The following is a 21,363-nucleotide window of genomic DNA, read 5'->3' as shown; positions in this document are numbered from 1 at the left end:
CGTCCCCCGTTCCCTACCCTCTATGCCGGCAACGTAGGAACGGGGTCCGCCGGATTCAACCGAGTGCCCGCTCGAACATCCAGTAACCACCAGCCGCGAGGATGAGCACCGACACCGCGCGCACAGTCTTGAGGTGCAACGTGGGCCTGCGCCGCACCATGCGCAGCACCGGCAGCAGCACGGCCACGACTGTCGCCTGCCCCAGTTCCACGCCGATGTTGAAGCCCAGGAGCGCCGGCGCGACGGAGTCCCCCAGCCCGTAGTTCTTCAGCACGCTCGCGAAGCCGAAGCCGTGCACCAGCCCGAAGAGGAAGGTGACGAGGGCGCGGTGGCGGTGCTCGCGCAGGACGAGGTTCTCCACCGCCACATAGATGATGGACGCGGCGATGGTGGCCTCCACCCAGCGCGCCCTGTCTCCATCCAGCGACACCCAGCCCAGCACGACGGCCCCGAGGGTGATGGAGTGCGCGACGGTGAACGACGACACGAGCAGCAGCACGCGCTTCCAGCTCCCGCCGACCAGCAGCACCGCGAGCAGGAAGGCGAGGTGGTCATAACCCTGGAAGATGTGGTGGATGCCTTCCAGCACCCAGCCCGTGAAGCCGCTGACGGACGCGCCGCCCTCCCCTCCCGCCGCCGCGGGGCCGGGGATGTCCACGCTCGGCTGCGCGGCGTCCGCGAAGATGGACCCCGTCACCTCACCGTCCAGCGAGCTGCCGAGAATCACCCGGTATCCGGCCGGCAGCACCGACAGCACGGTGTACGTCTGCCGCAGCGGCCCCGGCGGGCAGGTGAAGGTGGCGGACAGCTCCACGTACGTCTGGCGCAAGAGCGCGGCGTGGGAGGTGCGCGTGCAGGGCCGCCCGCCCGCGGTGAGCGGCAGCGCGTCCCACACGCCCACCTCGAGCGCGGCGCGGCGCGCGTCCAGGTCCGCCTGGGACACCGTGCCGTCGCCGTCCGCGTCCGCGGGCAGCAGCAGGCCGAGCGTGCCCGCCGTCAGCGTGAGCACCTGGCGGACCTCCGAGCCTTCGGGCTCGCCGCCGGGCGACGGCCGCGGGGCTCCTTCCGGAGCGGTGCGCCGCACCTGTGAATAGAGGATGTCCGCGTTGTGCGCGGAGGCCGCGCCCGCGACCAGGAGGAAGGCCGCGAACACCACCCGGGGGGAGGCCCTCGTCATGGACGCGCAGCCTGCCCTCGCGGCCGGTCCGCGTCCACCGCCAGACATGCGTGATCCGCGAGACGGGACGGCCGCCTACTCCTGGACGAAGCGGAGCTGCACCTGCTGCCGGCCGCTCAGCCCGCCGTGCCGGGTGCCGCAATACGGGCAGTACAAGGGCTGGTCCCAGTCCCACAGCACCTTGAGGTCTTCTCCGCAGCACAGCATGGGCAGCGTGCGGAGCAACTCGTCCGCCTCCGGGTCCATGGGCCCGGGCATCGCCTCCGGCGGCACCGCGACGAAGGTGGGCCGCGGGTTGACGGACAGCGTGCGATTCACGTGGGCGAGCTGCTCGTAGCGCACGTGGTTGGCCCAGGCGCGCGCCACGGACTCCAGGTGCGTCTGCTGCGCGGGCGTGAGGAACGTGTCCGCGTCCGCGCGCTGGCCGCAGTAGGGACAGCGCCACAGCGGAAGCCCCTCCTCGCCCTCGTGCGCGTTCTCGAAGGAGAAGAAGGCCTGCAGCTTGTGCAGCACCGCGCGCGCCTCGACGGTGCCGGGGCGCATCTTGAAGGGGCGCTGGCAGCCGGGGCACTCGCGCCGCGAGAAGCCGGCGGTGTCCCGGGGCAGCTCCAGCGCCATCACCTCCGGCGCATGCGCGCTCATGAGCCCGCCGTCCGCCGCGCCGTCGTGGTGCGCCGCCCGTGAGAGGCCACTGCGAGCAGGAAGGCCACGAAAGAGAACAAGAGCAGCAGGTGGACCCAGTAGCCCTCGGTGGAGCCCGCCGTCAGGCCCAGCCCCCACAGCACCAGCAGGATCATTCCCATCGTCCAGTACACGCCACACCTCCACGCCCCACACCCTGGCGCGGGCAAAGCTAGGAACGGGTACCAGAGCGGGCAACCCAGTCCTTTTCACAGCCTCACGTTGGGTAAAGCACTTCCCCGTCCGGGCATTTTTTCCGGCGCGCGAGGAGATCCTCCGGCCCTTGCATGGGGATCTCTTAAGGAGGGACGCAGTGTGAAGGGCGCATGGCACGCCGCCTGCTTTGCCGCCGTCGCATCAGAAGTCGGTTGGAGTTGCAGGTTCAGCGGGCGCGCCAGCAGCGGGCGCCGGGGAGGGCGGGATGCGGGGCTGGACGGTGGCGATGGCAGCAGCGGCGTGGCTGGCGGGAACGGAGGCATTCGCCTTTCCGGTGCAGGTGCCGGAGGGCCCGCAGGGCGAGGCGCCGGAAGTCGTGGAGCTGCGCGCGCAGCTGGCCGCGCGCGAGGCCGAGCTGAAGCAGGCCATGGCCAAGATCCACGCGTACGAGGACGAGGCGGACTACGCCGAGGCGGACCGGCTGGGCGTGGCGGAGCTGGTGAAGGCCTCCGGCCTGCCGGAGCGCCAGCAGCGGCGACTGGCGGTGGCGATTGTCCGCGAGGCCCGCCGCAACAACGTGGACCCGCTGCTGGTGGTGGCCGTCATCCGGTGCGAGAGCAGCTTCAACAACTACGCGGTGTCGGGCGTGGGGGCCATGGGGCTGATGCAGGTGATGCCGGACACGGGCAAGTACCTGGCGGAGAAGGCCGGCTACAAGCTGGGCCGCTCCAGCAACCTCTTCGACTCGGAGACGAACGTCCAGATTGGCACCGCGTACCTGGCGGACCTCATCTCCCGCTTCGGCACCGTGGAGCGCGCGCTCGTCGCGTACAACGCGGGCCCCGGGCTGGCCAGGCGCATCCTCGCCAAGCCGGAGGTTCGCAAGAAGTTCATGGCCGGCTATCCGACCAAGGTCGTAAAGGAGTTCCGGAAGCTGAAGGCTCAGCAGGAGCGCCAGCTCACCCTCCGAGACCAGCAGACAACGGATGACCGCAAGGGTTGACCGACAGGCAACACGCTGGACGACCGTTGCATGACAATCCGGTGAAACTTTCTCAAGGGGGGCTGACCTTCTCATCCGTCAAGGTGCAGTGTTTGCGCCCGGCTGAGAGCACTCCACGGGTTGTGTCGCTCGTGGAGCACCGGGCTCGCAGGTGGGCCCGGGAAGTGCAGACAGCCGCCGTGCCCATCTCAACGGCACACCATGCACACAGCATCCACTTGGGAGCGCACAGCGATGGCGGGGCTACAGATTCACAGTGAGGAGGTCGCAGGCCGGGTCACCCTTCGGCTGGAGGGCATCCTGGACGGCAGGACGGCGCAGGAAGTGCGCACCTCGCTCAAATCGCTCAGCGGGCGCGAGGTCGTCCTGGACTTCACCCACCTGCGGGAGTTCAAGGATAGCGCCGTGGGCGTATTGACTCGCGACCTGGTCGAGCGTCCGGTGCAGCTGCGCGGCCTGGCCACGCACCACGAGCGGATGTTCCGCTATTTCGGCGTGGGCACGGGCTCGTCCCAGCAACGCCGTGCGTACTACACGCCCGAGGACATCCTCTCGGCGTAAGCATCCCCCACCCGGTGAGCAGGCAGGCGTCCCGCGAGGGACGCGCGGCGAACGGGTGTGCCGGCCCGTGGGGGAGTCGGTTAGAGTGGCGGGAGATGAATCAGCCCGCCCGCGTCCTGTCCCCCGTTCCCTCTCCTGCCTCGGCACGCTCGGCGATGGAACGCATCGCCGTCCAGTTGGGGCGCGCGGTCCAGGGCAAGGAGGCCCAGGCCCAGCTCGTCGTGACGTGCCTGGTGGCCGGAGGGCACCTCCTCCTGGAGGACGTGCCGGGTGTGGGCAAGACGACACTCGCCGAGGCGCTCGCGCGGGCCTGTGGTTTGAGCTTCGCGCGCGTGCAGTTCACCGCGGACCTGATGCCCGCCGACATCCTCGGCGCCCAGGTCTTCCACGCGCAGACGGCCACCTTCCAGTTCCGTCCCGGTCCCCTCTTCCGCCAACTGGTGCTGGCGGATGAGCTGAACCGCGCCCCGCCGCGCACGCAGTCCGCGCTGCTGGAGGCCATGGCGCAGGGACAGGTGTCGCTGGACGGCGCCACGTACCCGCTGCCCTCGCCCTTCACCGTGGTGGCCACGCAGAACCCGGTGGACTTCTCCGGCACGTACCCGCTGCCGGACTCGCAGCTGGACCGCTTCATGGTGCGCATGTCGCTGGGCCACCCCGCGCCGGAGGTGGAGGCGCGCCTGCTGGCCACGCGCGGCGGCGTGCCGCCCCTGGACGCGGTGGAGACCGTGTCCGGGCCGGACGAGGTCGCCTCCCTGCGCGCGCTGGCGGCCGAGCTGAAGCTGGATGACGCGGTGGCGGACTACGTGGTGCGGCTGGCCACGGCCACGCGTCAGCACGGCGACATCGAGCGCGGCGCGTCCACGCGCGCGGTGCTGGCGCTGGGCGCGGCGGCGCGGGCGCACGCGCTGTGGGAGTCTCGGGACTTCATCACGCCGGGCGACGTGCGCGCGCTGCTGGTGCCTTGCTGGGCGCACCGCGTGCTGCTGCGCAGCGCCATGCAGGGCGTGTCGGCGCGAGACGAGGCGGCCCACCTCCTGGAGGAAATCTCCCGGAAGGTTCCGGCGCCCCGGTGAAGCGGCGCGGCCTCAAGCAGTGGTGGGCCTGGCTTCGTGCCCGGCTCCGGCCGCCGCGCACCCTGAAGGTGACGCGCATCGGCCGCACGTACCTGGTGGTGACGTTCGGCGTGGGCCTGGGCGCGCTCAACACCGGTAACAACCTCCTCTACCTGCTGCTGGGCCTGCTGCTCAGCATGGTGGTGGTGTCTGGCGTGCTGTCCGAGCGCTGCCTGCGGGACTTGTCCGTGCGGCGCGTGGGCACGGACGCGGCCTTCGCGGCGGAGCCGTTCGCCTTCCGCTGGGCCATCTCGAAGAAGAAGGGCCACGGCTTCGCAATCACATTGGAAGAGGCGGACTCGCCGCTGACGGGCGAGGGCGGCGTGGGCTACCTGCGCGCGGGCGTGGACCACGTGGTGCGCGCCAACCTCACCGCGCCCCAGCGCGGCCCGGTGCCGCTGACGGGCGTGCGCATCACCACGACGTGGCCGCTGGGCCTGTTCGCCAAGTCGCGCGTCTTCCCGCTGGAGAGCACGCTGCTCGTCTACCCGCGGCGCGGCTACGCCTGCCAGGACCCGGGCGAGGCGGAGCGCGGGCCCGTGGGTGACGCGGGCAACCCGCGCCGCAACGACGGCACCGGCGACGTGTCCGGCCTGCGCGAGCTGGCGCAGGGCGAGGACGCGCGCCGCATCCACTGGCGCAAGAGCGCGTCGGTGGGGAAGCTCCTGCGCGTGGAGCGTGAGCGCGAGGAGCGACGCACCTGGATTCTGGCGGTGGACGCCGGGCTGGAGGGCGACGCGCTGGAGCGCCGCTGTGAAGAGGTGGCCGCGCTCACGCACCGGCTCATCGAAGAGGGCCACGAGGTGGGGCTGGACACGGCGGACGGCCGGGTGCGCCCCGCCGCGGGCAGCGCGCAGGAGCGGCGCATCCTCCGGGCCCTGGCGTGGCTGGGCTACGAGGGCCCGCGCACGGACGAGGAGGCGGCATGAGGAGCAGCCTGCGGATGGTGCTGCGCGACCTGGGCGCCGGTGCCGCCTTCGCCTCCATGGGCGTGTCCGGACAGCTCCCGGTGTGGACGCTCGCGCTGTACGGACTGGCGCTGCTGCTCGCGCTGCTGGGATGGCGGCTGTTCGGCCGGAGGGAGAAGCTGACGGCGCTGCTGCTGCTCGTCGTGGCGGCGGTGCTGGGAATGAACGTCCTGGCCGGCTCGCTCAACCTCGTGGTGGCGGCGTGCGCCTTCGCGGGCCTCATCTCCGCGCACCGCCTGCTGTCGCAGCCGGGGCCGGCCACCGACGGGCAGGTCCACCTGTCCGGGCTGCTGATGGTGGCGGGAGGCGCGGCGCTGACCGGCGAGCTCGTCTACGGCCTGTGCCTGGTGGCCTTCTGCGTGCTGTCCAGCATGTCCCTGGCGCTGGGCGTGGTGGAGGCCGCGGTGCCGGAGGGCGAGCCCATCCCGGTGCGCGAGGTGCTGCGCCCGCTGAGCCGGGGAATCACCTTCGCGGTGGCTGGCGCGGTGGCCTTCTTCATCCTCTTCCCGCGCCTCAACTGGAACATGATGGGCCTGCGCGCCGCGCCGGGCCTGGGCATCGCCACCACGGGCTTCTCCAACACCGTGCGGCTGGGCGGCGCCGGCACCATCAAGGACAACCCCCGCATCGTCCTGCGCGCCAGGCTCGAGCCGGACCCGGAGAAGGAGGAGCTGGACGCGTACTGGGTGGGCCGCACCTACGACGTCTTCGACGGGCAGGAATGGACGAACCTGGGCGGCGCGCGCGGCAGCGGCGACTGGATGGTGACGCTGCGCCCGGGACGCGAGGGACTCGTCCATCAGCGTGTGGAATTGCTGCCCGCATACGGGGCCCGCACGCTGGTGGCGTTGGAGACGCCCTCGCGGCTGGGCAACGCGGCCTCGCACTCGCAAGCGGGCAGCCGGCGCGCGCGCCTCCAGGAGCTGGGCGGCGGCGAGGTGCGCTTCCTCGACTCCGGCGTCGCCTACAGCTACGAGGCCTACAGCCTGCCTCCCGGCGGCAGCGGTGACGGCCTCGAGAAGCTGCCCGCCGAGGAGCAGGACGCGCTGATGGCGCTGCCGCAGAACCTGGACCCGCGCGTGGCGCAGACGGCGGCGCGAGTGCTGAATGGCGAGCGCGAGCCGCTGGCCGCCGCGCGCAAGCTGGCCTCGTGGCTGCAGCGGGACTTCACGTACACGCTGGAGCAGGGCGGAGAGGTGCCGGACCCACTGGCCGACTTCCTGTTCGAGCGCAAGGCCGGACACTGCGAGCACTTCGCCACCGCCCTCACGCTGATGCTGCGCACGCAGGGCATCCGCGCGCGGCTGGCCACCGGCTTCTTCGGGGGCGAGCGGGTGAACGACGTCTACGTCGTCCGCGCGGGTGACGCGCACGCGTGGACGCACGTGCTGGTGCCCGGGCGTGGCTTCGTCACCGTGGACGCGACGCCGCCGGCACACCGCACCAGTCAGGCCTCGCAGGTCCTCGAGGAACTGCTCAGCTTCTACGAGTCGCTGGAGGAGCGCTGGCGTAGCGCCGTCGTCGACTACTCGTTCAGGGACCAGCTGGACGTGGCGCGCGCACTCGTCCGTCCGCCGCGCGGCCAAGAAGACGACGGGCAGCCGAGCCGGCTGCCCCCGCTGCGCGCCTGGGCCTCGGCCTTCGTCGCCGGCGCGGTGGCCTACTTCTTCTGGCGCAGGGTGAGCCGCTTCCTGGAGCGCGAGCGCCCGCATGACGCCACGCGCTTCGTGGATGCGGTGGAGGCCCAGCTCGCGTCCGCGCGGTTGGAGCGCCGCGAGGACGAGGCGCTGGAGGACCTGGACGCGCGGCTCGCCCGCGAGCGCCATCCGCTCTCCCCTGCCCTGAGCCCCATCACCCGCCGGTATCTGGAGGCCCGCTTCGGCGGCCGCCCGCTGCGCAAGGGTGAGGCGGCCGAGCTGCTCGGCACCCTCAAGCGCGCCGTCGCCGCCGAGGCCCGCCGCGCCGCTGAAGAAGCTCGCGCCCCTCGCGCCCGCGCGTCCTGAGCGTCGGGACGCGCGAGCCGCTGTGAGCACGACACGGCGTCAGCGTCCGTATCGCCTGACGGCCCCGCCTTCCGAGCCGCCGGCCTCGGACATTGGCGTGGCCTTGCGAGCCTGAAGGCCCCTGCTCCGTCGCCCGCCTTCCGAGCGTTCCAGCGCGTGTGTTGAAACGCGCCTGTCATCCGAAAAGGGAGTCGTTACGCCTTTTGCGTCGCCCGGGCAGACAGGCCCGGGCCTCTCGTAGGAGGCCGCTTGCGGATTGCCCTGAACTTCCTACCGCTCTGTTTTCGAGGCCGCCCTCCGGGCGCGATGTAACGGTTACAGGTTTCCCGCCTTGTACACGCGGTCCGCCTTCGCCAACCCCCCGCAGACACAGGGAAAGACGCAAGGCAGCAAGTTGGCACCGCCGTTGCTCAAGGCTCCTTCGTCAAGTTGTCAGCCGGTCTGAAAACCTTCTCGGCCTCCCATTCGCGAGGCCCCCGTCGGGAGACATCACTCATGCAGGCTTCCACCGAGCAGTCGTCCAACTCCGGCTCTCTGGCGATGTACCTCTCGGAGATCAACCACTACTCCCTCCTCACGGTGGAGGAGGAGCAGGAGCTGGCGCGGCGTTTCATCAAGGGCGACCTGGCCGCCGGCCACCGCCTGGTGACGTCCAACCTGCGCTTCGTGGTGAAGGTCGCCTACGAGTACCGCTCCTATGGCATCAAGATGTCCGACCTCATCCAGGAGGGGAACATCGGCCTGATGAAGGCCGTGCAGAAGTTCGACCCGGACAAGGGCATCCGCCTCATCTCCTACGCGGTGTGGTGGATCCGCGCGTACATCCAGAACTACATCCTCAAGAGCTGGTCGCTGGTGAAGCTCGGTACCACGCAGGCGCAGCGCAAGCTGTTCTTCAGCCTCGCCCGCACGCGCCGTGAGCTGGAGAAGTTCGGCAGCGGCGAGGCCGTGGTGAATGTCGACGACATCGCCCGCCGCCTGCACGTCAAGCCCGGCGAGGTGCGCGAGATGGAGCAGCGCATGGGCGGGCGTGATTTGTCCCTCGACGCGCCCATGGGCGAGGACGGCGGCAACAGCCACGTGGACTTCGTGGTGAGCGCCTCGGCCCCGCAGGACGACGAGTTCGCGGACAAGGAGGAGGCGGGCCTCATCAACGCCCGCGTGCGCACCGCGCTGATGCGGTTGGACCCGCGCGAGCGCTTCATCATCGAGCAGCGCGTCATGAACGAGCGGCCGATGACGCTCAAGGAATTGGGCGAGCACTTCGGCTTCTCGCGCGAGCGCGCCCGCCAGCTCGAGATTCGCGCCAAGGACAAGCTGAAGTCCGAGCTGGCCGCCCTCATGGCCGAGGTGGACCCCGAGGCCGCCGCGCTCCAGCAGTAGCAGCTGACTGACGCGGCAGGTCGGCCGCCTTCGAGCGCCTCCTCCCCACCCGGGGCGGAGGCGCTTGCCATTTGGAGCCTCTGTTTCACGGCGGCGCGGCACCCTGCTAGAAGGGGCCCCCGATTCCCTCGTGAAGGAGCTTCACGCTTGGCCCACGGAACCCCGCCGGTCGCCGAAGACCGCGTCCCCATCGCGGAGGCGCACGCCCCGCATCCCCATACGCCCTACGTCTCCCCGGACAAGTCGCCCCTGGAGATGACCATCCGGGGCCTGGCGCTTGGTTCGATTCTCGGCGTCGTCTTCGCCGCGTCGTCCGTGTACCTGGCCATCAAGGTCGGCCTCACGGTGTCCGCGTCCATCCCCGTGGCGGTGCTCTCCATCGCCATCTTCCGGGCCCTGGGCAACTCCAGCATCCTGGAGAACACCATCGTCCAGACGGCGGGCTCGGCCGGTGAGTCGCTGGCCTTCGGCGTGGCGGCGGCGCTGCCCGCGCTGCTCCTGCTGGGCTACGACATCAGCCTCACCCACGCGTTCCTCACCGCGGCGCTGGGCGGCGTGCTCGGCGTGCTGATGATGATTCCGCTGCGCCAGGGCCTCATCGTCCAGGAGCACGGCAAGCTGCCCTACCCCGAGGGCACGGCCAGCGCGGACGTGCTCATCGTCGGCGAGCAGGGCGGCACCAACGCGCGCACCGTCATCATCGGCTTCGTCGTGGGTGGCGTTTACAAGTTCCTCTACTCGGGAATGAAGCTCTTCAAGGAGGTGCTCACCACGCCGCTCAAGGGCCTGAAGAGCGCCACGCTCTCCACCGAGGTGAGCCCGGAGCTGCTGGGCGTGGGCTACATCATCGGTCCGCGCGTGGCGGCGATTACGTTCGCCGGCGGCGTGCTGAGCTACCTCATCCTCATCCCCGCCATCTCCTTCTTCGGCAGCGGGCTGGAGACGCCGCTGCTGGTGCACAACGGCATGCTCATCCGGGACATGTCGCCGGACCAGATTCGCAACGCGTACGTGCTCTACATCGGCGCGGGCGCGGTGGCGACGGGCGGTCTCATCAGCCTCATCCGCTCCATGCCCACCATCATCGGCGCGTTCCAGCGCAGCGTGGCCACGCTGCGTGCCTCGCGCAGCCACGGTGGCGCGCCGCAGCTGCTGCGCACCGAGCAGGATTTGCCCATCACCGTGGTGCTCGTGGGCAGCCTGCTGCTGGTGCTGGCCATCTGGCTGGCGCCGCCGCTGCAGGTCAACTTCATCTCCGCCATCCTCATCGTCATCTTCGGCTTCTTCTTCGTGACGGTGAGCGCGCGAATCACGGGTGAGATTGGCAGCTCGTCCAACCCCATCTCCGGCATGGTGGTGGCCACGCTGCTCGTCACCTGCCTCGTGTACCTGCTGCTGGGGTGGACGTCCTCCGAGGACCGCTTCATGGCCCTCACCACGGCGGCCATCGTCGGCATCGCCGCGTCCAACGGCGGCACCACCGCGCAGGACTTGAAGACGGCCTTCCTGGTGGGCGGCACGCCCAGGAAGCAGCAGATCGCCCTGTTCGTCGGCGTGCTGACGAGCGCGATGTTCATCGGCCTGGTGCTGGTGACGCTCAACCGCGGCGCCACCGCCATCATCCCCGAGCCGCACCCGGGCGTGAAGGTGACGGACACGACGGAGGAGACGCACGTCCAGAAGACCTTCCCCTGGGCCGTGTCGCCCGAGGCGCTGACCGCGCGCGGCACGGATGAGGCGGCGGTGCGCAAGGCGCTGTGGGCGCAGGGCTACGAGCTGAACACGCAGGGCGGCACGCCCGAGCTGCGCAGCTGGCGCGACGTGCCCGTTCAGGACGTGGGCGCGGTGACGCTCAGCCTCGCCAACAACCAGCAGGTGAAGGTGTCCGAGCTGGGCACGCTCACGGAAGGGCCGAAGCGCACGTACAAGGAGGGCCACGTGCGCGGCGCGGACACGCCGGTGCCCGCGGGCAAGTACCTGGTCGACGAGTCCGGCACCATCCAGTACGTGGTGGACCCGGGCATCGGCGGCCGCATCAGCGCCTACGAGGGCCAGCAGCTCACGCGCTACTCCGCGCCCAAGGCGCAGCTCTTCGCGCTCATCATCGACGGCATCCTCACGCAGCGGCTGCCGTGGGACCTGGTGCTCCTGGGCGTGTTCATCGCGCTGATGCTGGAGCTGTGCGGCGTGTCGGCGCTGCCCTTCGCGGTGGGCGTGTACCTGCCCATCAGCAGCAGCGCGCCGCTCTTCGTGGGCGGCATGGTGCGCTACGTGGTGGACCGCGTGCGCGGCGGCAGCGCGGCCGAGTCCGAGTTCTCCCCCGGCACCCTGCTCTCCTCCGGCTACATCGCCGGTGGCTCCATCGCCGGCGTGCTCATCGCCATCCTGGAGATTGCCTCCGACGGTGCCCTCACCCGCGCCATCAACCTGCCGGCCATGCTCGGCCACCAGGGCGGCCTGGGCGGCTTCCTCAACGCGGTGGGCGAGAGCGAGATGGCGCACCCGCTGTGGTCCAACGTCTGGGGCCTCGTCTTCTTCGCGGGCCTCACCGCCTTCCTGCTCCGCTCCGCCCTCAGGGGCGAGAGCGCCGCGGTGGCTCCGCCGCCGCAGAAGAAGGCCTGACGTTGATTCCGGCCGCGGTGCCCGCCTGAGGCACCGCGCATGAGGTGAGCCGAGGCGGCGTGGGAGCCATCCCCGCCGCCTCGTGTCGTTTCAGCGGCGCGGGATGCCCTCCACCATGCCCTCAGAGCGGCGGATGCGACGGAGGCACGTCCGAGGGAAGCGGCGCCTCTTCACCTCCGGTGTCGGGCCGTGCCGGGCCGGGCCCCACGGCGCCGCCCTCGGCGCAGACATATTCGGCACGCAGCGGCGCGACGATGCCGAAGGTAAAGAAGTAGACGATGGGTCCCCACGCCGGCCAGTACACGTCCACCCGGGACAGGCCATTCGGGCATTCCTTCGCCGCGACGTTGGACGTCGTCAGGCCGTACGCGAGGCTCACGCCGTTGCGGTGCCCCCCGTCGCCCGAGCGCGGCGCCCCGGAGCGCACGCTCATCCGGAAGCACCCTGTCAACGACACCAGCATCACCCCGCAGGCCAGCACCCGTTTCATGCGCTTCACACCCCCTCGGTGGATGGCGCGGCTCGTACCACACCCCGGAATCCCGGTCATCCGGGGGGCTGTTTCACGGCTGTCACCTCAAGCCCTTGAACTTCCACCGGTTCGTCCCCTGGGTAACGGGAAGAAATCAGAGTAGGCTTGGGATACCGCCCGAGCGGAGAGTTGCAGACGCATGGCCCAGCCCCTCAAAGCCGAAGCCCCCGATGCAAGCGCCGAGCTGACTCCCGAGGCCAAGGAGAAGGTGGAGCTGGCGAAGACGTTCACCTTCCACCTGCTCAAGGGCATCAAGCAGATCGGCATGTACCGCCACAACGAGGCGCGCTTCCCGGAGTTTCTCGGCAAGGCGCTCGAGGCGGTGCAGGCGTACACCGACAGGTTCGGCGCGCTGTCCATGAAGGTGGAGCAGCAGAACCTCGTGCTGTACGGCGAGCCGCTGTTCACCGAGGACACGCCGCTGCCCTACAAGTTCTTCCGGGACGGCATCCGTCAGCTCATCTTCCGCCCGGGCCTGCAGGTGGAGGAGCTGGTCACCTTCACGATGATTGCCCTCTCCGAGCCGGAGCGCGGCGCGGAGGACGTGCTGGCGCAGCTGTGGCGCGCGGGCATGGAGCACGTGGAGTACGTCGTGGTGGAGGGCTTCTCCATGGAGTCCGCCAGCGAGGAGGAGGTCCAGGTCGAAGTGGACAAGGTGGTGGGCTACCTCTACTCGCGCCTGCAGACGAACTCGGATGACTACCTGCGCTTCGCGCGCGTGTCCGCGGAGGACCTGGAGTCCAAGCTGGACGGCGTGGAGCAGATTCGCGGCCTCGTGGTGGGCGGGCGCCACGCGTCGGACGAGCTGAAGGCGAAGCTGCAGCGCGAGGTGATGGAGGAGGAGAACGCGCGGCTGTTCCCCAAGCTGGTCAGCGCCGTGTTCCAGGTGGTGGAGGGCGGCGTGGAGGACGCCACGCTGCTCGAGGAAATCTTCGTGCAGCTCCTGGACATGCTCCTCATCCAGGACGACTTCAGCACCATCAACCAGATTGTCCTCAAGCTGCGCGCGCTCTCCCAGCGCGACGGCGGCGACGGCCTGGGACGGCTGCTCCAGGGCTTCCTGCACAAGATGGGCGAGGAGCAGCGGCTGATGCGCATGGGCGAGTCGCTCAAGTCCACGCGCGCGAAGAACCCGGCGGACGTGACGCGCTACCTCCAGGCGTTGGACCGGGACGCCATCCTCCCGCTGCTCGCGGTGCTGGAGACGATTGAAGTGCCGGAGAACCGCGCGCTCTTGTGCGACGTGCTGGCCGGCTTCGCGCGCGAGCTGCCGGACCCCTTCGTGATGCGGCTGGTGTCGGACCGTCCCCAGACGGTGCGCGACATGGTCTACATCCTGGAGAAGAGCAACCACCCGGAGCGGCTGAAGATGTTCGCCCAGGTGCTCAAGAGCCCCAACCTGGTGGTGAAGCTGGAGGTCCTCACCATCATCGGCCGCGGCCGCACCGGCGAGGCACGGCGGATGATGGCCGAGGCGCTGAACGACCCCATCTCCCAGGTGCGCGTGCTGGCCGCGAAGCTGTTGCCCGAGTTCGACCGCGACAAGGCCTACTCGGACCTGATGCGCGTCGTGAGGGACCCGTCGTTCGAGAAGAAGGTCCCCGACGAGCGCGTGGCCTTCTACACGGCCATCGGCTCCACGGGGACGCCGGGAGCGCTGTCGCTGATGCAGCAGCTGCTGGCGGTGAAGCCCTCGTTGCTCAACAAGAAGCGCGTGCTGGAGGACAAGCTGCTGGCCATCCACGGGCTGGGCGGCGCGTGCTCCATCCAGGGCTACAAGCTGTTGCAGACGGTGGTGGAGGACAAGAACCAGCCGCTCGAGGTTCTCACCGCCGCGCGCAAGGCGATGTACCAGACGCGCAAGACATTGTTCGGGGACTCGGCGCTCCCTGAGGAGGCATAGACCATGGCCGAGAATCTGAAGATCAATCAGGCCCAGGACGAAAACGTCAACGAGTACGGCCGCGAGCACAACGAGAAGCTCCAGTCGCTCGCGCGCTCCCTGGTCGCCGGCCTCTACATGCTGGTGCGCTCGGTGAAGATGTATGACCCCGAGAACGCCGTCTTCCAGAAGCCGCTGCACCAGCTCCAGGACATCATCAACCAGATCATCGGCAAGGAAGGCCGGCTGGAGCTGACGGGCGTCAAGGAGTCCTTCTACCTCAACGGCATGCTGGTGAAGGTGGACCTGAACTCCATCGAGAACCAGCGCTACCTGCTGGCGGAGCTGCGCGGCAAGGACGTGGGCGGCTTCACGCTGACCAAGCCCGTCACGATTCAGGAGCTGAAGAACTTCGTCTGGATCTTCGCCAAGGAGCAGTCCAGCGCGACGGAGGAGGACGGGCTCGCGGGCCGCAAGCTGCTGAACATGCGGGTGGCCAAGTTCTCCAAGCTCAAGGAGAAGCTGAACAAGGACATGGACAACCCGGGCGACCAGAAGGTCGATCGCAAGAAGTACGCGATGACCATCTACGCCCGCGCGGTGTTCTTCCTCACGAAGTACCTGGAGTCCGTGCGCGCCGGGAAGCCCCTCAACGCGTCCAAGGCGCTGCGGCTGGTGCAGGACTTCGTGGACATCTCCTACGAGCAGAAGACGCACTTCCTGGGCATGACGACGATGCGGCGCGAGGACGACTACCTCGTGTACCACCAGGTCAACGTCTGCCTGATGAGCATCGTCTTCGGCGCGGAGCTGGGGCTGACGAAGCCGCAGCTGCGTGATTTGGGCTACATCGCGCTGTTCCACGACGCGGGCATGGCGACGCTGCCGGAGGAGCTGGCCACCAAGCGCGGCGCGCTGTCTCCGGAGGAGAAGGTCACGGTGCAGAAGGCGCCGCTCATCTCCGTGCGCAACATCCTCATGGAGAAGGGCTTCAGCCGCTCCACGCTGCTGCGCGTGGTGACGACGTTCGAGCACAAGACGGACTTCGGTACCGCGGTGCGCGACTCGCGCGGCAACATCCAGATGATCATCCCGAAGACGAACCTCGGGGCGTACGCGAAGATCATCGCCATCTGCGATGCGTACGACGCGCTCACCTCCAAGCGTCCGTACCGCGACGCCTACGGCCCCGAAGTGGCGCTGATGCTGATGTGGACCGAGATGCGCAACAAGTTCGACCCGGAGCTGCTCCAGGTCTTCATGCGCGTCATGGCCATCCAGCCCGTGAAGGTGCTGTCCAAGCGGCAGCAGTCGCTCAGCGTGTCGGGCCTGTAATCCGGTTCAGCGTGTCGGGGCGGGCGGGCCGCGCGCTCAGCTCGTCGCCCGCTTCTTCGCGGCCTTCTTCCGGGCGGCGGGCTTTGCCCTGGCAGTCGCCTTCGGTGCCGCCACGGTGGCGGCGGGCTCGCCGCGCAGCAACTCCAGCGCGGCGGTGAAGTCCTCGGGGATGGGCGCCTCCAGGTTCAGCGCCTTGCCCGTACGCGGGTGCGCGAAGGACAGGCGCCACGCGTGCAGCGCCTGCCGCCCCAGCCGCTCCTGCGCCTCCACCGCCCGGCCCTTCGCCTTGCGGCCCGCGCCGTAGAGCGCGTCGCCGAGCAGCGGGTGGCCGGACTCGGACAGGTGCACGCGAATCTGGTGCGTGCGGCCGGTGAGCAGGTCCACCTCCACCAGCGCCGCGCCGTCGAAGGACTCGAGCACGCGGAAGAGCGTGATGGCCTGCTTGCCCTCCTTCACCTTGCCCGTGAACTTCTGCCGGTGGACGGGGTGGCGGCCGTAGAGCGTCTCGATGCGCCCCTCGGCGAGCGGCGTGCCGTGGACGATGGCCAGGTACGTCTTCTCCACCGCGCGCGTCTTGAAGGCCTTCTGCAGCGCCACGAGCGTCTGCTCGTTCTTCGCCACCGCGAGGCAGCCGGTGGTGTCCTTGTCCAGCCGGTGGACGATGCCCGGGCGCAGTTCCCCGCCCACGCCGGCCAGGTCCTTCACCCGGTGCAGCAGCGCGTTGACGAGCGTCCCGGACGCATGCCCCGCGCCGGGGTGCACCACCATGCCCGCGGCCTTGTCCACCACCACGAGGTCCTTGTCCTCGTGCAGCACGGCGAGCGGCAGTTCCTCCGCCACCGGGACGGCGGCCACGGGCGCGGGGACGTGGAGGGTGAGCAGCTCACCGCCGCGCAGGCGCCGCGACGGCTTGGCGGGCTGCCCGTCGGCGAGCACGTGCCCGGCCTCGATGAGGCCGTGGATGCGGGAACGGGTGAGGTCCGGGAAGGCCCGGGCGAGGTACTGGTCCACGCGCTCTCCGCGAGCTTCGGGCGGGGCGCGGTGCTCTCGCGTGTCGGGCGCTGCCACGTGGGTACGGGCTACCAGATCTTCGACTTCACGTGCGCCTTCGAGCGCAGGACGATGTCGTTGATGGCGCGCTCGAAGAAGTTCATCTTCGTGAAGATCTCCTGGCTGACGCGGCTCTTGTAGAGCTCGCGGCCCTCCTCCAGTTCCTCCTTGAGGACCTCGAAGAGGTTGTCCTGCTCGATGCCCTTGATGATCTTCTGCTCGTTGTAGAGCGAGATATCCGAGGCAATCGCACGGGCGAGCCGCATCGCCTTGACCTTTTCCTCGTCCGTCATCGTCCTACCTACTTAGGCACCGGTCTGGGGGGAGTCAACTTTCATCGCACCCCTGCACCGGTTGCCTGGACTCCTGACGAAGTCATTTCTTCCCTGACTTCTCAGAAGCCAGGGCGAGGTAGCTCCGGGACACCCGGAGCGGATCCAGCCCGAGCTCACGGGCGAGGTTCATGAGGATACCGCGCAGGTACACGGGGGCCGGGAGGGCGCCGTAGCGGTCGGCCTCGACGTTCTCCAGGTGGGCCTTGGAGATGCGGGTGCGGTCGGCGACCTGCTGGAGGGTGAACTGCCGGGCCTCGCGCACGCGGCGCAGGAGTTCGCCGTTGAACTCGGCGTCCGAAGGGATGTCCGGGGTGCGAGGGCGCGGCTCGCGCACACGGGCGGCCACCTGCGCCAGCGCGGCCTCCGCCGTGGCGATGGCCGAGTCCTGGGCAAGCACCTGGGCGTCGCCGAGCTGACGGCCGGGTCCCGAACGCGGTGCCGGGCGGCCGGGCTCGGAGGGCGAATGCGCGGCGATGCGGGTGGCCGGCGTGCGGGCGCCCGGCCGGGGGGCGGAGGGCTCAGTACGCCCGGGTACGGTGGCGAGCGCCGTGCTCGACGCCGAGGGAACCGGGGGCGGAACCGCCGCGGTGGCCGGAGCGGCAACGGCGGGCGCGGTGGACTGAGCAGGCAACGGCGGCGGCGCGGACGCAGGTGGCGGTGCCGCAACAGCGGGCGTAGCAGACTGCGTGGGAAGTGGCGGCGGGACGGACGCAGGCGCCGTGGCCGCAGCGGCAACGGCGGGCGCGACGGACCGCGTAGGCAGGGGCGGAGGTGTTGCTGCCGTGATGGATGCGGCCGCGGCGGTCGACGCGGCGGCGGGCACGGCTTCCGGTGCCACGGAAGCGGTGGGCGCGGTCTCCGAGGTGGACGCGACACGGGCGGACACCGGACTCGTCGTCGGTGCGCTCGGAGCAGGCTCCGCGGGCACGCTCACGCTGGACGAGCCGGACTCGCTCGGCGCGGTCGCCGTGTCACGAGCCTGTGCCGAAGGTTGCTCCGAAGTGGACGCGGCCGTCGGCACGTACACGGCGCTGCCCACGAGCTGCGAGTCCTGCAGCGAGCTGGACACATACGCGAAGGAGAACCCACGGAAGAACGTGGCGCGGAAGTCCGCCGGCCCCGCCTCCGGGCTCGTCACGGACTCCGAGGACGAAGGCGTCGCTGCGGCCTTCTGCTCATGCGCCACGGGCGTCGGGTCGGCGGCGCGCTCGGCCCCATCCGCCGTCTTTGCACTCGCCTCGGCCGGCTCGGAGGCACGAGCTTCCGCCGCCTTCGTCGAAGCCGCGCTCACCCGCGTCTCGCTCGCGTCGGCCGCGCTCCCCTCCTCCGCATTCACGGCCGCCGTGCTCGCGAGCGCTTCCGCGGCACGTTCCACCGTCCCCGCCGTGGGCGTGGCCTCCGCCGACGGCTTGCCTCCCGCCGTCACCGTCTCCGCCATCCGCCGGGCCGGCAGTCCGAGCTCCTTGTCGTACTCGGCGCGCAGGTCCTCGTCGGTGAGGATCTCCATCGCCTCGGTCATCCGGGCGCGGAGGCTGTCCACCTGCTCCGGGTCGACCAGCGCGTACACCGCGATGGAGTCCGGCGCATACAGCTCCATCAACCGCGAGTACGCCGCGCGGATGTCATCCATCGGCGCGGAGACGGGAACCTCCAGGAGCTCGTAATAGGTCTGCTGCTCGAAGGGCTTCATGGGGAAGACGGGTCGAGGTTGCTGTCGAGTGCGAGAAGGCGCGCGGCGATGCGCTGGATGGCCGAGGACGCCGGAGAGTCGGGCCGCTCGATGAGGACCGGGCGGCGCTTGCGCACCGCGCGCCAGGCCTCGTCGTCGTAGCGGATGGCACCGAGATCATCCATCTCGATGCCGAAGAACTTCTTCCACGCGGAGGCCACCGCCACGCCCACGTTGTTGTCCGCGTCCGTGCGCGCCTGGTTGACGATGAGCCGGATACGGAACTCCGCCAGCTCCTTCTCCAGCCGCTCCGCCGCCGCCGGGTCCTTGAGCCGCGCCTGCGCCAGCACGTCGTGCAGCGTGCGCAGCGAGCCCTCACGCGTGGTCAGCGCGCTCTCCACGATGTCCTCGATGCCGTACTGCGACTCCACCTGCTGGAGCCGCCGGAAGAAGGCCGCCTTCGCGAAGCGGTACGCGTTCTCCACGGACGTCGGCTCGGGCAGCACCACCAGCAGGCCGTGGTCCGCCATGATGAAGAAATCGATGGTGTTGAAGCTGGTGCCCGCGCCCAGGTCGAGGATCAGGTAGTCCGCCGACGCGCCCATCAGCGTCTTCAGCAGCTTCTGCTTCTGCGCGTACTTGAGGTTCGCCGCGTCCAGCGCATCCTGCGCGCCGGCGATGAGCGACAACCGCGGCACGCCCGTGGGGATGATGACCTCTTCGAGCGTCGCCTTGTTCTTGCGCAGGAAGTCAGAAAGCGTGGCCGCGGGCTGCCCCACGCCCAGGCACGTGTGCAGGTTGGCGCCGCCCAGGTCCGCGTCCACCAGCAACACGTTGAGCCCCGCCTGTGCCAGCGCGACGCCGAGGTTGGCGGACACCATGGACTTGCCGACGCCGCCCTTGCCTCCGCCCACGGCGATGACGCGCCGCGGACGGGGACGAGGGGACAATCCCGGCGGTCCGGAGACCGCCGGGGTTGGAGTCTTGGCTCCGGAGCCGGAGCCCGGTGCACGGGCTTCGCTCCGGGGCGCTCGCGAGGGTTCGCTCATGGCTGACAGTGGAACGGCCTTCAATGGAGCTCCCATCAAAGCCCGTCCTACTGCCCGAGTCGACTCCCCGCCAGAAAGCGTCCGTCAGGTGGAAGTCACCGGATGATGATGTTGCACGTGCACGGCTGGCTGCCGTCGCACGAGTTCCCGGTTGCCGTCTCGCACATCAGGCCGGAGCAGCACGGGTTGTTCGGTGAACACGCCTGGCCGCCCGCCGAGCAGGTGGCCCCCGACTCGCACGTACCCGTGGTGCTCCCTCCGGGGATACGGCAGCCCAGCCCGGCGCAGCAGTCCGAGGCCGAGGTGCAGACACTCCCCTGCGGCTGGCACACCTGCGGCGCCTGGCAGGTTCCACCGGTGCAGATGCCGGAGCAGCACCCCGCCCCGCTGGTGCACGCCTGCCCGTTGGCCTTGCAGACGGGGCCGGCATCCGGCCCGCCGGTACCGGCGTCCGTCCCGCCCGTGCCGCCGTCGGCGCCACCGCCGGGCGTCGTGCTCGTCGGACGGCAGGCGTAGGTCAGCTCGTCGATGGCCTTGCACTCGGTGCCCGCGCAGCAGGCGGAGCTGCCCGGAGTGCACACCGTGCCCACCGGATCACACGAGGGCGGCTTCTGGCAGGTGAAGGCGCCGCCGTCCGCGCCCGGCAGGCAGCGGTTGCCGCCGCAGCACTGGTCGCTGAACTGGCAGGTGGCGCCCTCGGAGATGCAGCACGGCGCCTCGCCGGTGTAGCCCGTGGGGCACCCGGCGGGGCAGTTGTTGTTGGGGCAGCCGCCGAAGCAGCGCGGCACGCCGGAGGAGTCCACCTTGCACACGGCCTTCTGGCCGTCGCAGCACGCCTCGCGCGCGTTCACGTCGATGATGCCGCCGTCGGGCAGCATGCCCGAGCCGCAGATGTTGCCCACCGGGTTGCAGCCGTTGGGCTTGTCGCAGCGGCTCTCCCGGCAGTCCACCGCGTTGGAGAGCTTCTCGCCGCCGCAGCACACGCCGTCATCGGTGCAGTAGTTGCCCGTGGGGCGGCAGCCGCCCACCGGCTGGCACACCGTGGCGCCGTAGCCCAGGTCCACGCAGGTGCGCGAGCAGCAGGTGCTGGCGCCGGAGCACGGGTTGCCGTCCTGCACGCAGTTGCCGCCACCGGCACCGCCCACCGCCAGGCAACGGCCCGGCGTGCCGGTGCCGTTCTGCGAGCACACGCCGCCGCAGCAGTCCTCGTTCTTCAGGCAGATGTCGTCGTTGGCCTGGCACGAGTACGCCGGCTTGCACACGCCGGCCTGGCAGTTGGTGGAGCAGCAGTCGCTGTCCGCGCCGCACGCCTGGCCCGGCACCTTGCACGACGTGGTGCCCGCGGGCAGCGGCGCGCACTTGCCGTCGCCACCGCAAATCTTGGTGCAGCACTCCTCCGCGGAGCCGCAGGAGCCGCCCACGTCCAGGCACTGCTGCGTGGAGCACTTGCCACCGAGGCAGCTCTGCGTGCAGCACTCGATGCCACTGGAGCAGGACTCACCGGCCGGGGTGCACTGCTCGCTCGGCTCGGGACACGTGCCCGACTCCGAGCAGGCGCCCGTACAGCACACGGCGCCCGAGTCACGGCTGCACGCCGCGCCAATCTCGAGGCACACGGAGCCTGGACCACCGTCCGGCAATTCCGTCCCCGAGTCCTCGCCAGAGCCCGCATCCACGTTGTTCGGCGGGTTCGACGGCGGCTTGTCATTGCTGCACCCCGAGACGGCGCCCAGGGCCAACACCATGCCCACCAGCATCAGCCAGCGGTTCGCTTTCATCTGGAAACTCCCCTCCCGTGCCGGCGCACTCCGCGGCGGGGAGCACAGGCGCACCGGGCAGGCC

The 21,363-nt window shown here is 70.1% G+C and carries 18 protein-coding genes; 9 read left to right on the top strand and 9 right to left on the bottom strand.

From position 1 onward, the window contains the following. Positions 1 to 55: 55 nt before the first annotated feature. The 3 genes from ACVTJA_RS22600 to ACVTJA_RS22590 all read right to left on the bottom strand — a co-directional run bounded on the left by ACVTJA_RS22600 (position 56) and on the right by ACVTJA_RS22590 (position 1,992). A complete protein-coding gene (locus ACVTJA_RS22600; RefSeq protein ID WP_465839067.1) occupies positions 56 to 1,177 on the bottom strand; it encodes a HupE/UreJ family protein in 1,122 nt (373 codons plus the stop codon). Positions 1,178 to 1,252: 75 nt separating this feature from the next. Next, positions 1,253 to 1,819, bottom strand: coding sequence for a hypothetical protein (locus ACVTJA_RS22595; RefSeq protein ID WP_465839065.1), 567 nt, complete (start codon positions 1,817 to 1,819; stop codon positions 1,253 to 1,255). Continuing rightward, positions 1,816 to 1,992, bottom strand: a complete 177-nt coding sequence (locus tag ACVTJA_RS22590; RefSeq protein ID WP_206728420.1) for a lmo0937 family membrane protein — start codon at positions 1,990 to 1,992, stop codon at positions 1,816 to 1,818. Before ACVTJA_RS22590 ends, ACVTJA_RS22595 begins: the two co-directional genes overlap by 4 nt. 287 nt (positions 1,993 to 2,279) lie before the next feature. Here ACVTJA_RS22590 and ACVTJA_RS22585 point away from each other — a divergent pair, with 287 nt between their 5' ends. The 7 genes from ACVTJA_RS22585 (at position 2,280) to ACVTJA_RS22555 (ending at position 11,669) form a co-directional block, all read left to right on the top strand. Further along, complete coding sequence (locus ACVTJA_RS22585) at positions 2,280 to 3,017, top strand: lytic transglycosylase domain-containing protein (RefSeq protein ID WP_465839064.1); 738 nt, start codon at positions 2,280 to 2,282, stop codon at positions 3,015 to 3,017. 234 nt (positions 3,018 to 3,251) lie between these two features. Further along, positions 3,252 to 3,578 carry an STAS domain-containing protein gene (locus tag ACVTJA_RS22580; RefSeq protein WP_465839063.1) on the top strand — a complete coding sequence of 109 codons (327 nt, stop codon included), beginning with the start codon at positions 3,252 to 3,254 and terminating at the stop codon, positions 3,576 to 3,578. A 95-nt stretch (positions 3,579 to 3,673) separates the two neighbouring features. Beyond that, the gene (locus tag ACVTJA_RS22575; RefSeq protein WP_465839062.1) at positions 3,674 to 4,654 is read left to right on the top strand and encodes an AAA family ATPase; all 981 of its coding nucleotides are present in this window, start codon (positions 3,674 to 3,676) and stop codon (positions 4,652 to 4,654) included. Next, the gene (locus ACVTJA_RS22570) at positions 4,651 to 5,622 is read left to right on the top strand and encodes a DUF58 domain-containing protein (protein WP_465839060.1); all 972 of its coding nucleotides are present in this window, start codon (positions 4,651 to 4,653) and stop codon (positions 5,620 to 5,622) included. Before ACVTJA_RS22575 ends, ACVTJA_RS22570 begins: the two co-directional genes overlap by 4 nt. Beyond that, positions 5,619 to 7,664, top strand: coding sequence for a transglutaminase TgpA family protein (locus ACVTJA_RS22565; RefSeq protein ID WP_465839059.1), 2,046 nt, complete (start codon positions 5,619 to 5,621; stop codon positions 7,662 to 7,664). The genes ACVTJA_RS22570 and ACVTJA_RS22565 overlap by 4 nt, the downstream gene beginning before the upstream one ends. A 495-nt stretch (positions 7,665 to 8,159) precedes the next feature. After that, on the top strand, positions 8,160 to 9,047 hold the full coding sequence (locus tag ACVTJA_RS22560) for an RNA polymerase factor sigma-32 (RefSeq protein ID WP_465839057.1): 888 nt from the start codon (positions 8,160 to 8,162) through the stop codon (positions 9,045 to 9,047). Between the two features lie 147 nt (positions 9,048 to 9,194). Further along, on the top strand, positions 9,195 to 11,669 hold the full coding sequence (locus ACVTJA_RS22555; RefSeq protein ID WP_465839056.1) for an OPT family oligopeptide transporter: 2,475 nt from the start codon (positions 9,195 to 9,197) through the stop codon (positions 11,667 to 11,669). Between the two features lie 121 nt (positions 11,670 to 11,790). Here ACVTJA_RS22555 and ACVTJA_RS22550 read toward each other — a convergent pair whose 3' ends face one another. Continuing rightward, positions 11,791 to 12,159, bottom strand: coding sequence for a hypothetical protein (locus tag ACVTJA_RS22550; protein WP_465840492.1), 369 nt, complete (start codon positions 12,157 to 12,159; stop codon positions 11,791 to 11,793). 181 nt (positions 12,160 to 12,340) lie between these two features. On the opposite strand from ACVTJA_RS22550, the gene ACVTJA_RS22545 reads away from it, so the two are divergent. Further along, complete coding sequence (locus tag ACVTJA_RS22545; protein WP_465839055.1) at positions 12,341 to 14,104, top strand: HEAT repeat domain-containing protein; 1,764 nt, start codon at positions 12,341 to 12,343, stop codon at positions 14,102 to 14,104. A 3-nt stretch (positions 14,105 to 14,107) separates the two neighbouring features. Next, positions 14,108 to 15,418, top strand: a complete 1,311-nt coding sequence (locus ACVTJA_RS22540) for an HD-GYP domain-containing protein (protein ID WP_465839053.1) — start codon at positions 14,108 to 14,110, stop codon at positions 15,416 to 15,418. Between the two features lie 36 nt (positions 15,419 to 15,454). On the opposite strand, the gene ACVTJA_RS22535 is transcribed toward ACVTJA_RS22540, so the two are convergent. The 5 genes from ACVTJA_RS22535 to ACVTJA_RS22515 all read right to left on the bottom strand — a co-directional run bounded on the left by ACVTJA_RS22535 (position 15,455) and on the right by ACVTJA_RS22515 (position 21,299). Beyond that, complete coding sequence (locus tag ACVTJA_RS22535) at positions 15,455 to 16,486, bottom strand: RluA family pseudouridine synthase (RefSeq protein ID WP_465839051.1); 1,032 nt, start codon at positions 16,484 to 16,486, stop codon at positions 15,455 to 15,457. Between the two features lie 11 nt (positions 16,487 to 16,497). After that, the gene (locus ACVTJA_RS22530) at positions 16,498 to 16,761 is read right to left on the bottom strand and encodes a hypothetical protein (protein ID WP_011553384.1); all 264 of its coding nucleotides are present in this window, start codon (positions 16,759 to 16,761) and stop codon (positions 16,498 to 16,500) included. A gap of 82 nt (positions 16,762 to 16,843) precedes the next feature. Continuing rightward, positions 16,844 to 18,493 carry a helix-turn-helix domain-containing protein gene (locus ACVTJA_RS22525; protein WP_465839049.1) on the bottom strand — a complete coding sequence of 550 codons (1,650 nt, stop codon included), beginning with the start codon at positions 18,491 to 18,493 and terminating at the stop codon, positions 16,844 to 16,846. After that, positions 18,490 to 19,386 carry a P-loop NTPase gene (locus tag ACVTJA_RS22520; protein ID WP_465840490.1) on the bottom strand — a complete coding sequence of 299 codons (897 nt, stop codon included), beginning with the start codon at positions 19,384 to 19,386 and terminating at the stop codon, positions 18,490 to 18,492. Before ACVTJA_RS22520 ends, ACVTJA_RS22525 begins: the two co-directional genes overlap by 4 nt. 230 nt (positions 19,387 to 19,616) lie before the next feature. Further along, a complete protein-coding gene (locus ACVTJA_RS22515; protein WP_465839048.1) occupies positions 19,617 to 21,299 on the bottom strand; it encodes a hypothetical protein in 1,683 nt (560 codons plus the stop codon). Positions 21,300 to 21,363: the final 64 nt, after the last annotated feature.

Source organism: Pyxidicoccus sp. M6, assembly GCF_055568925.1.
This window is presented reverse-complemented; position numbering and strand designations above follow the sequence as displayed.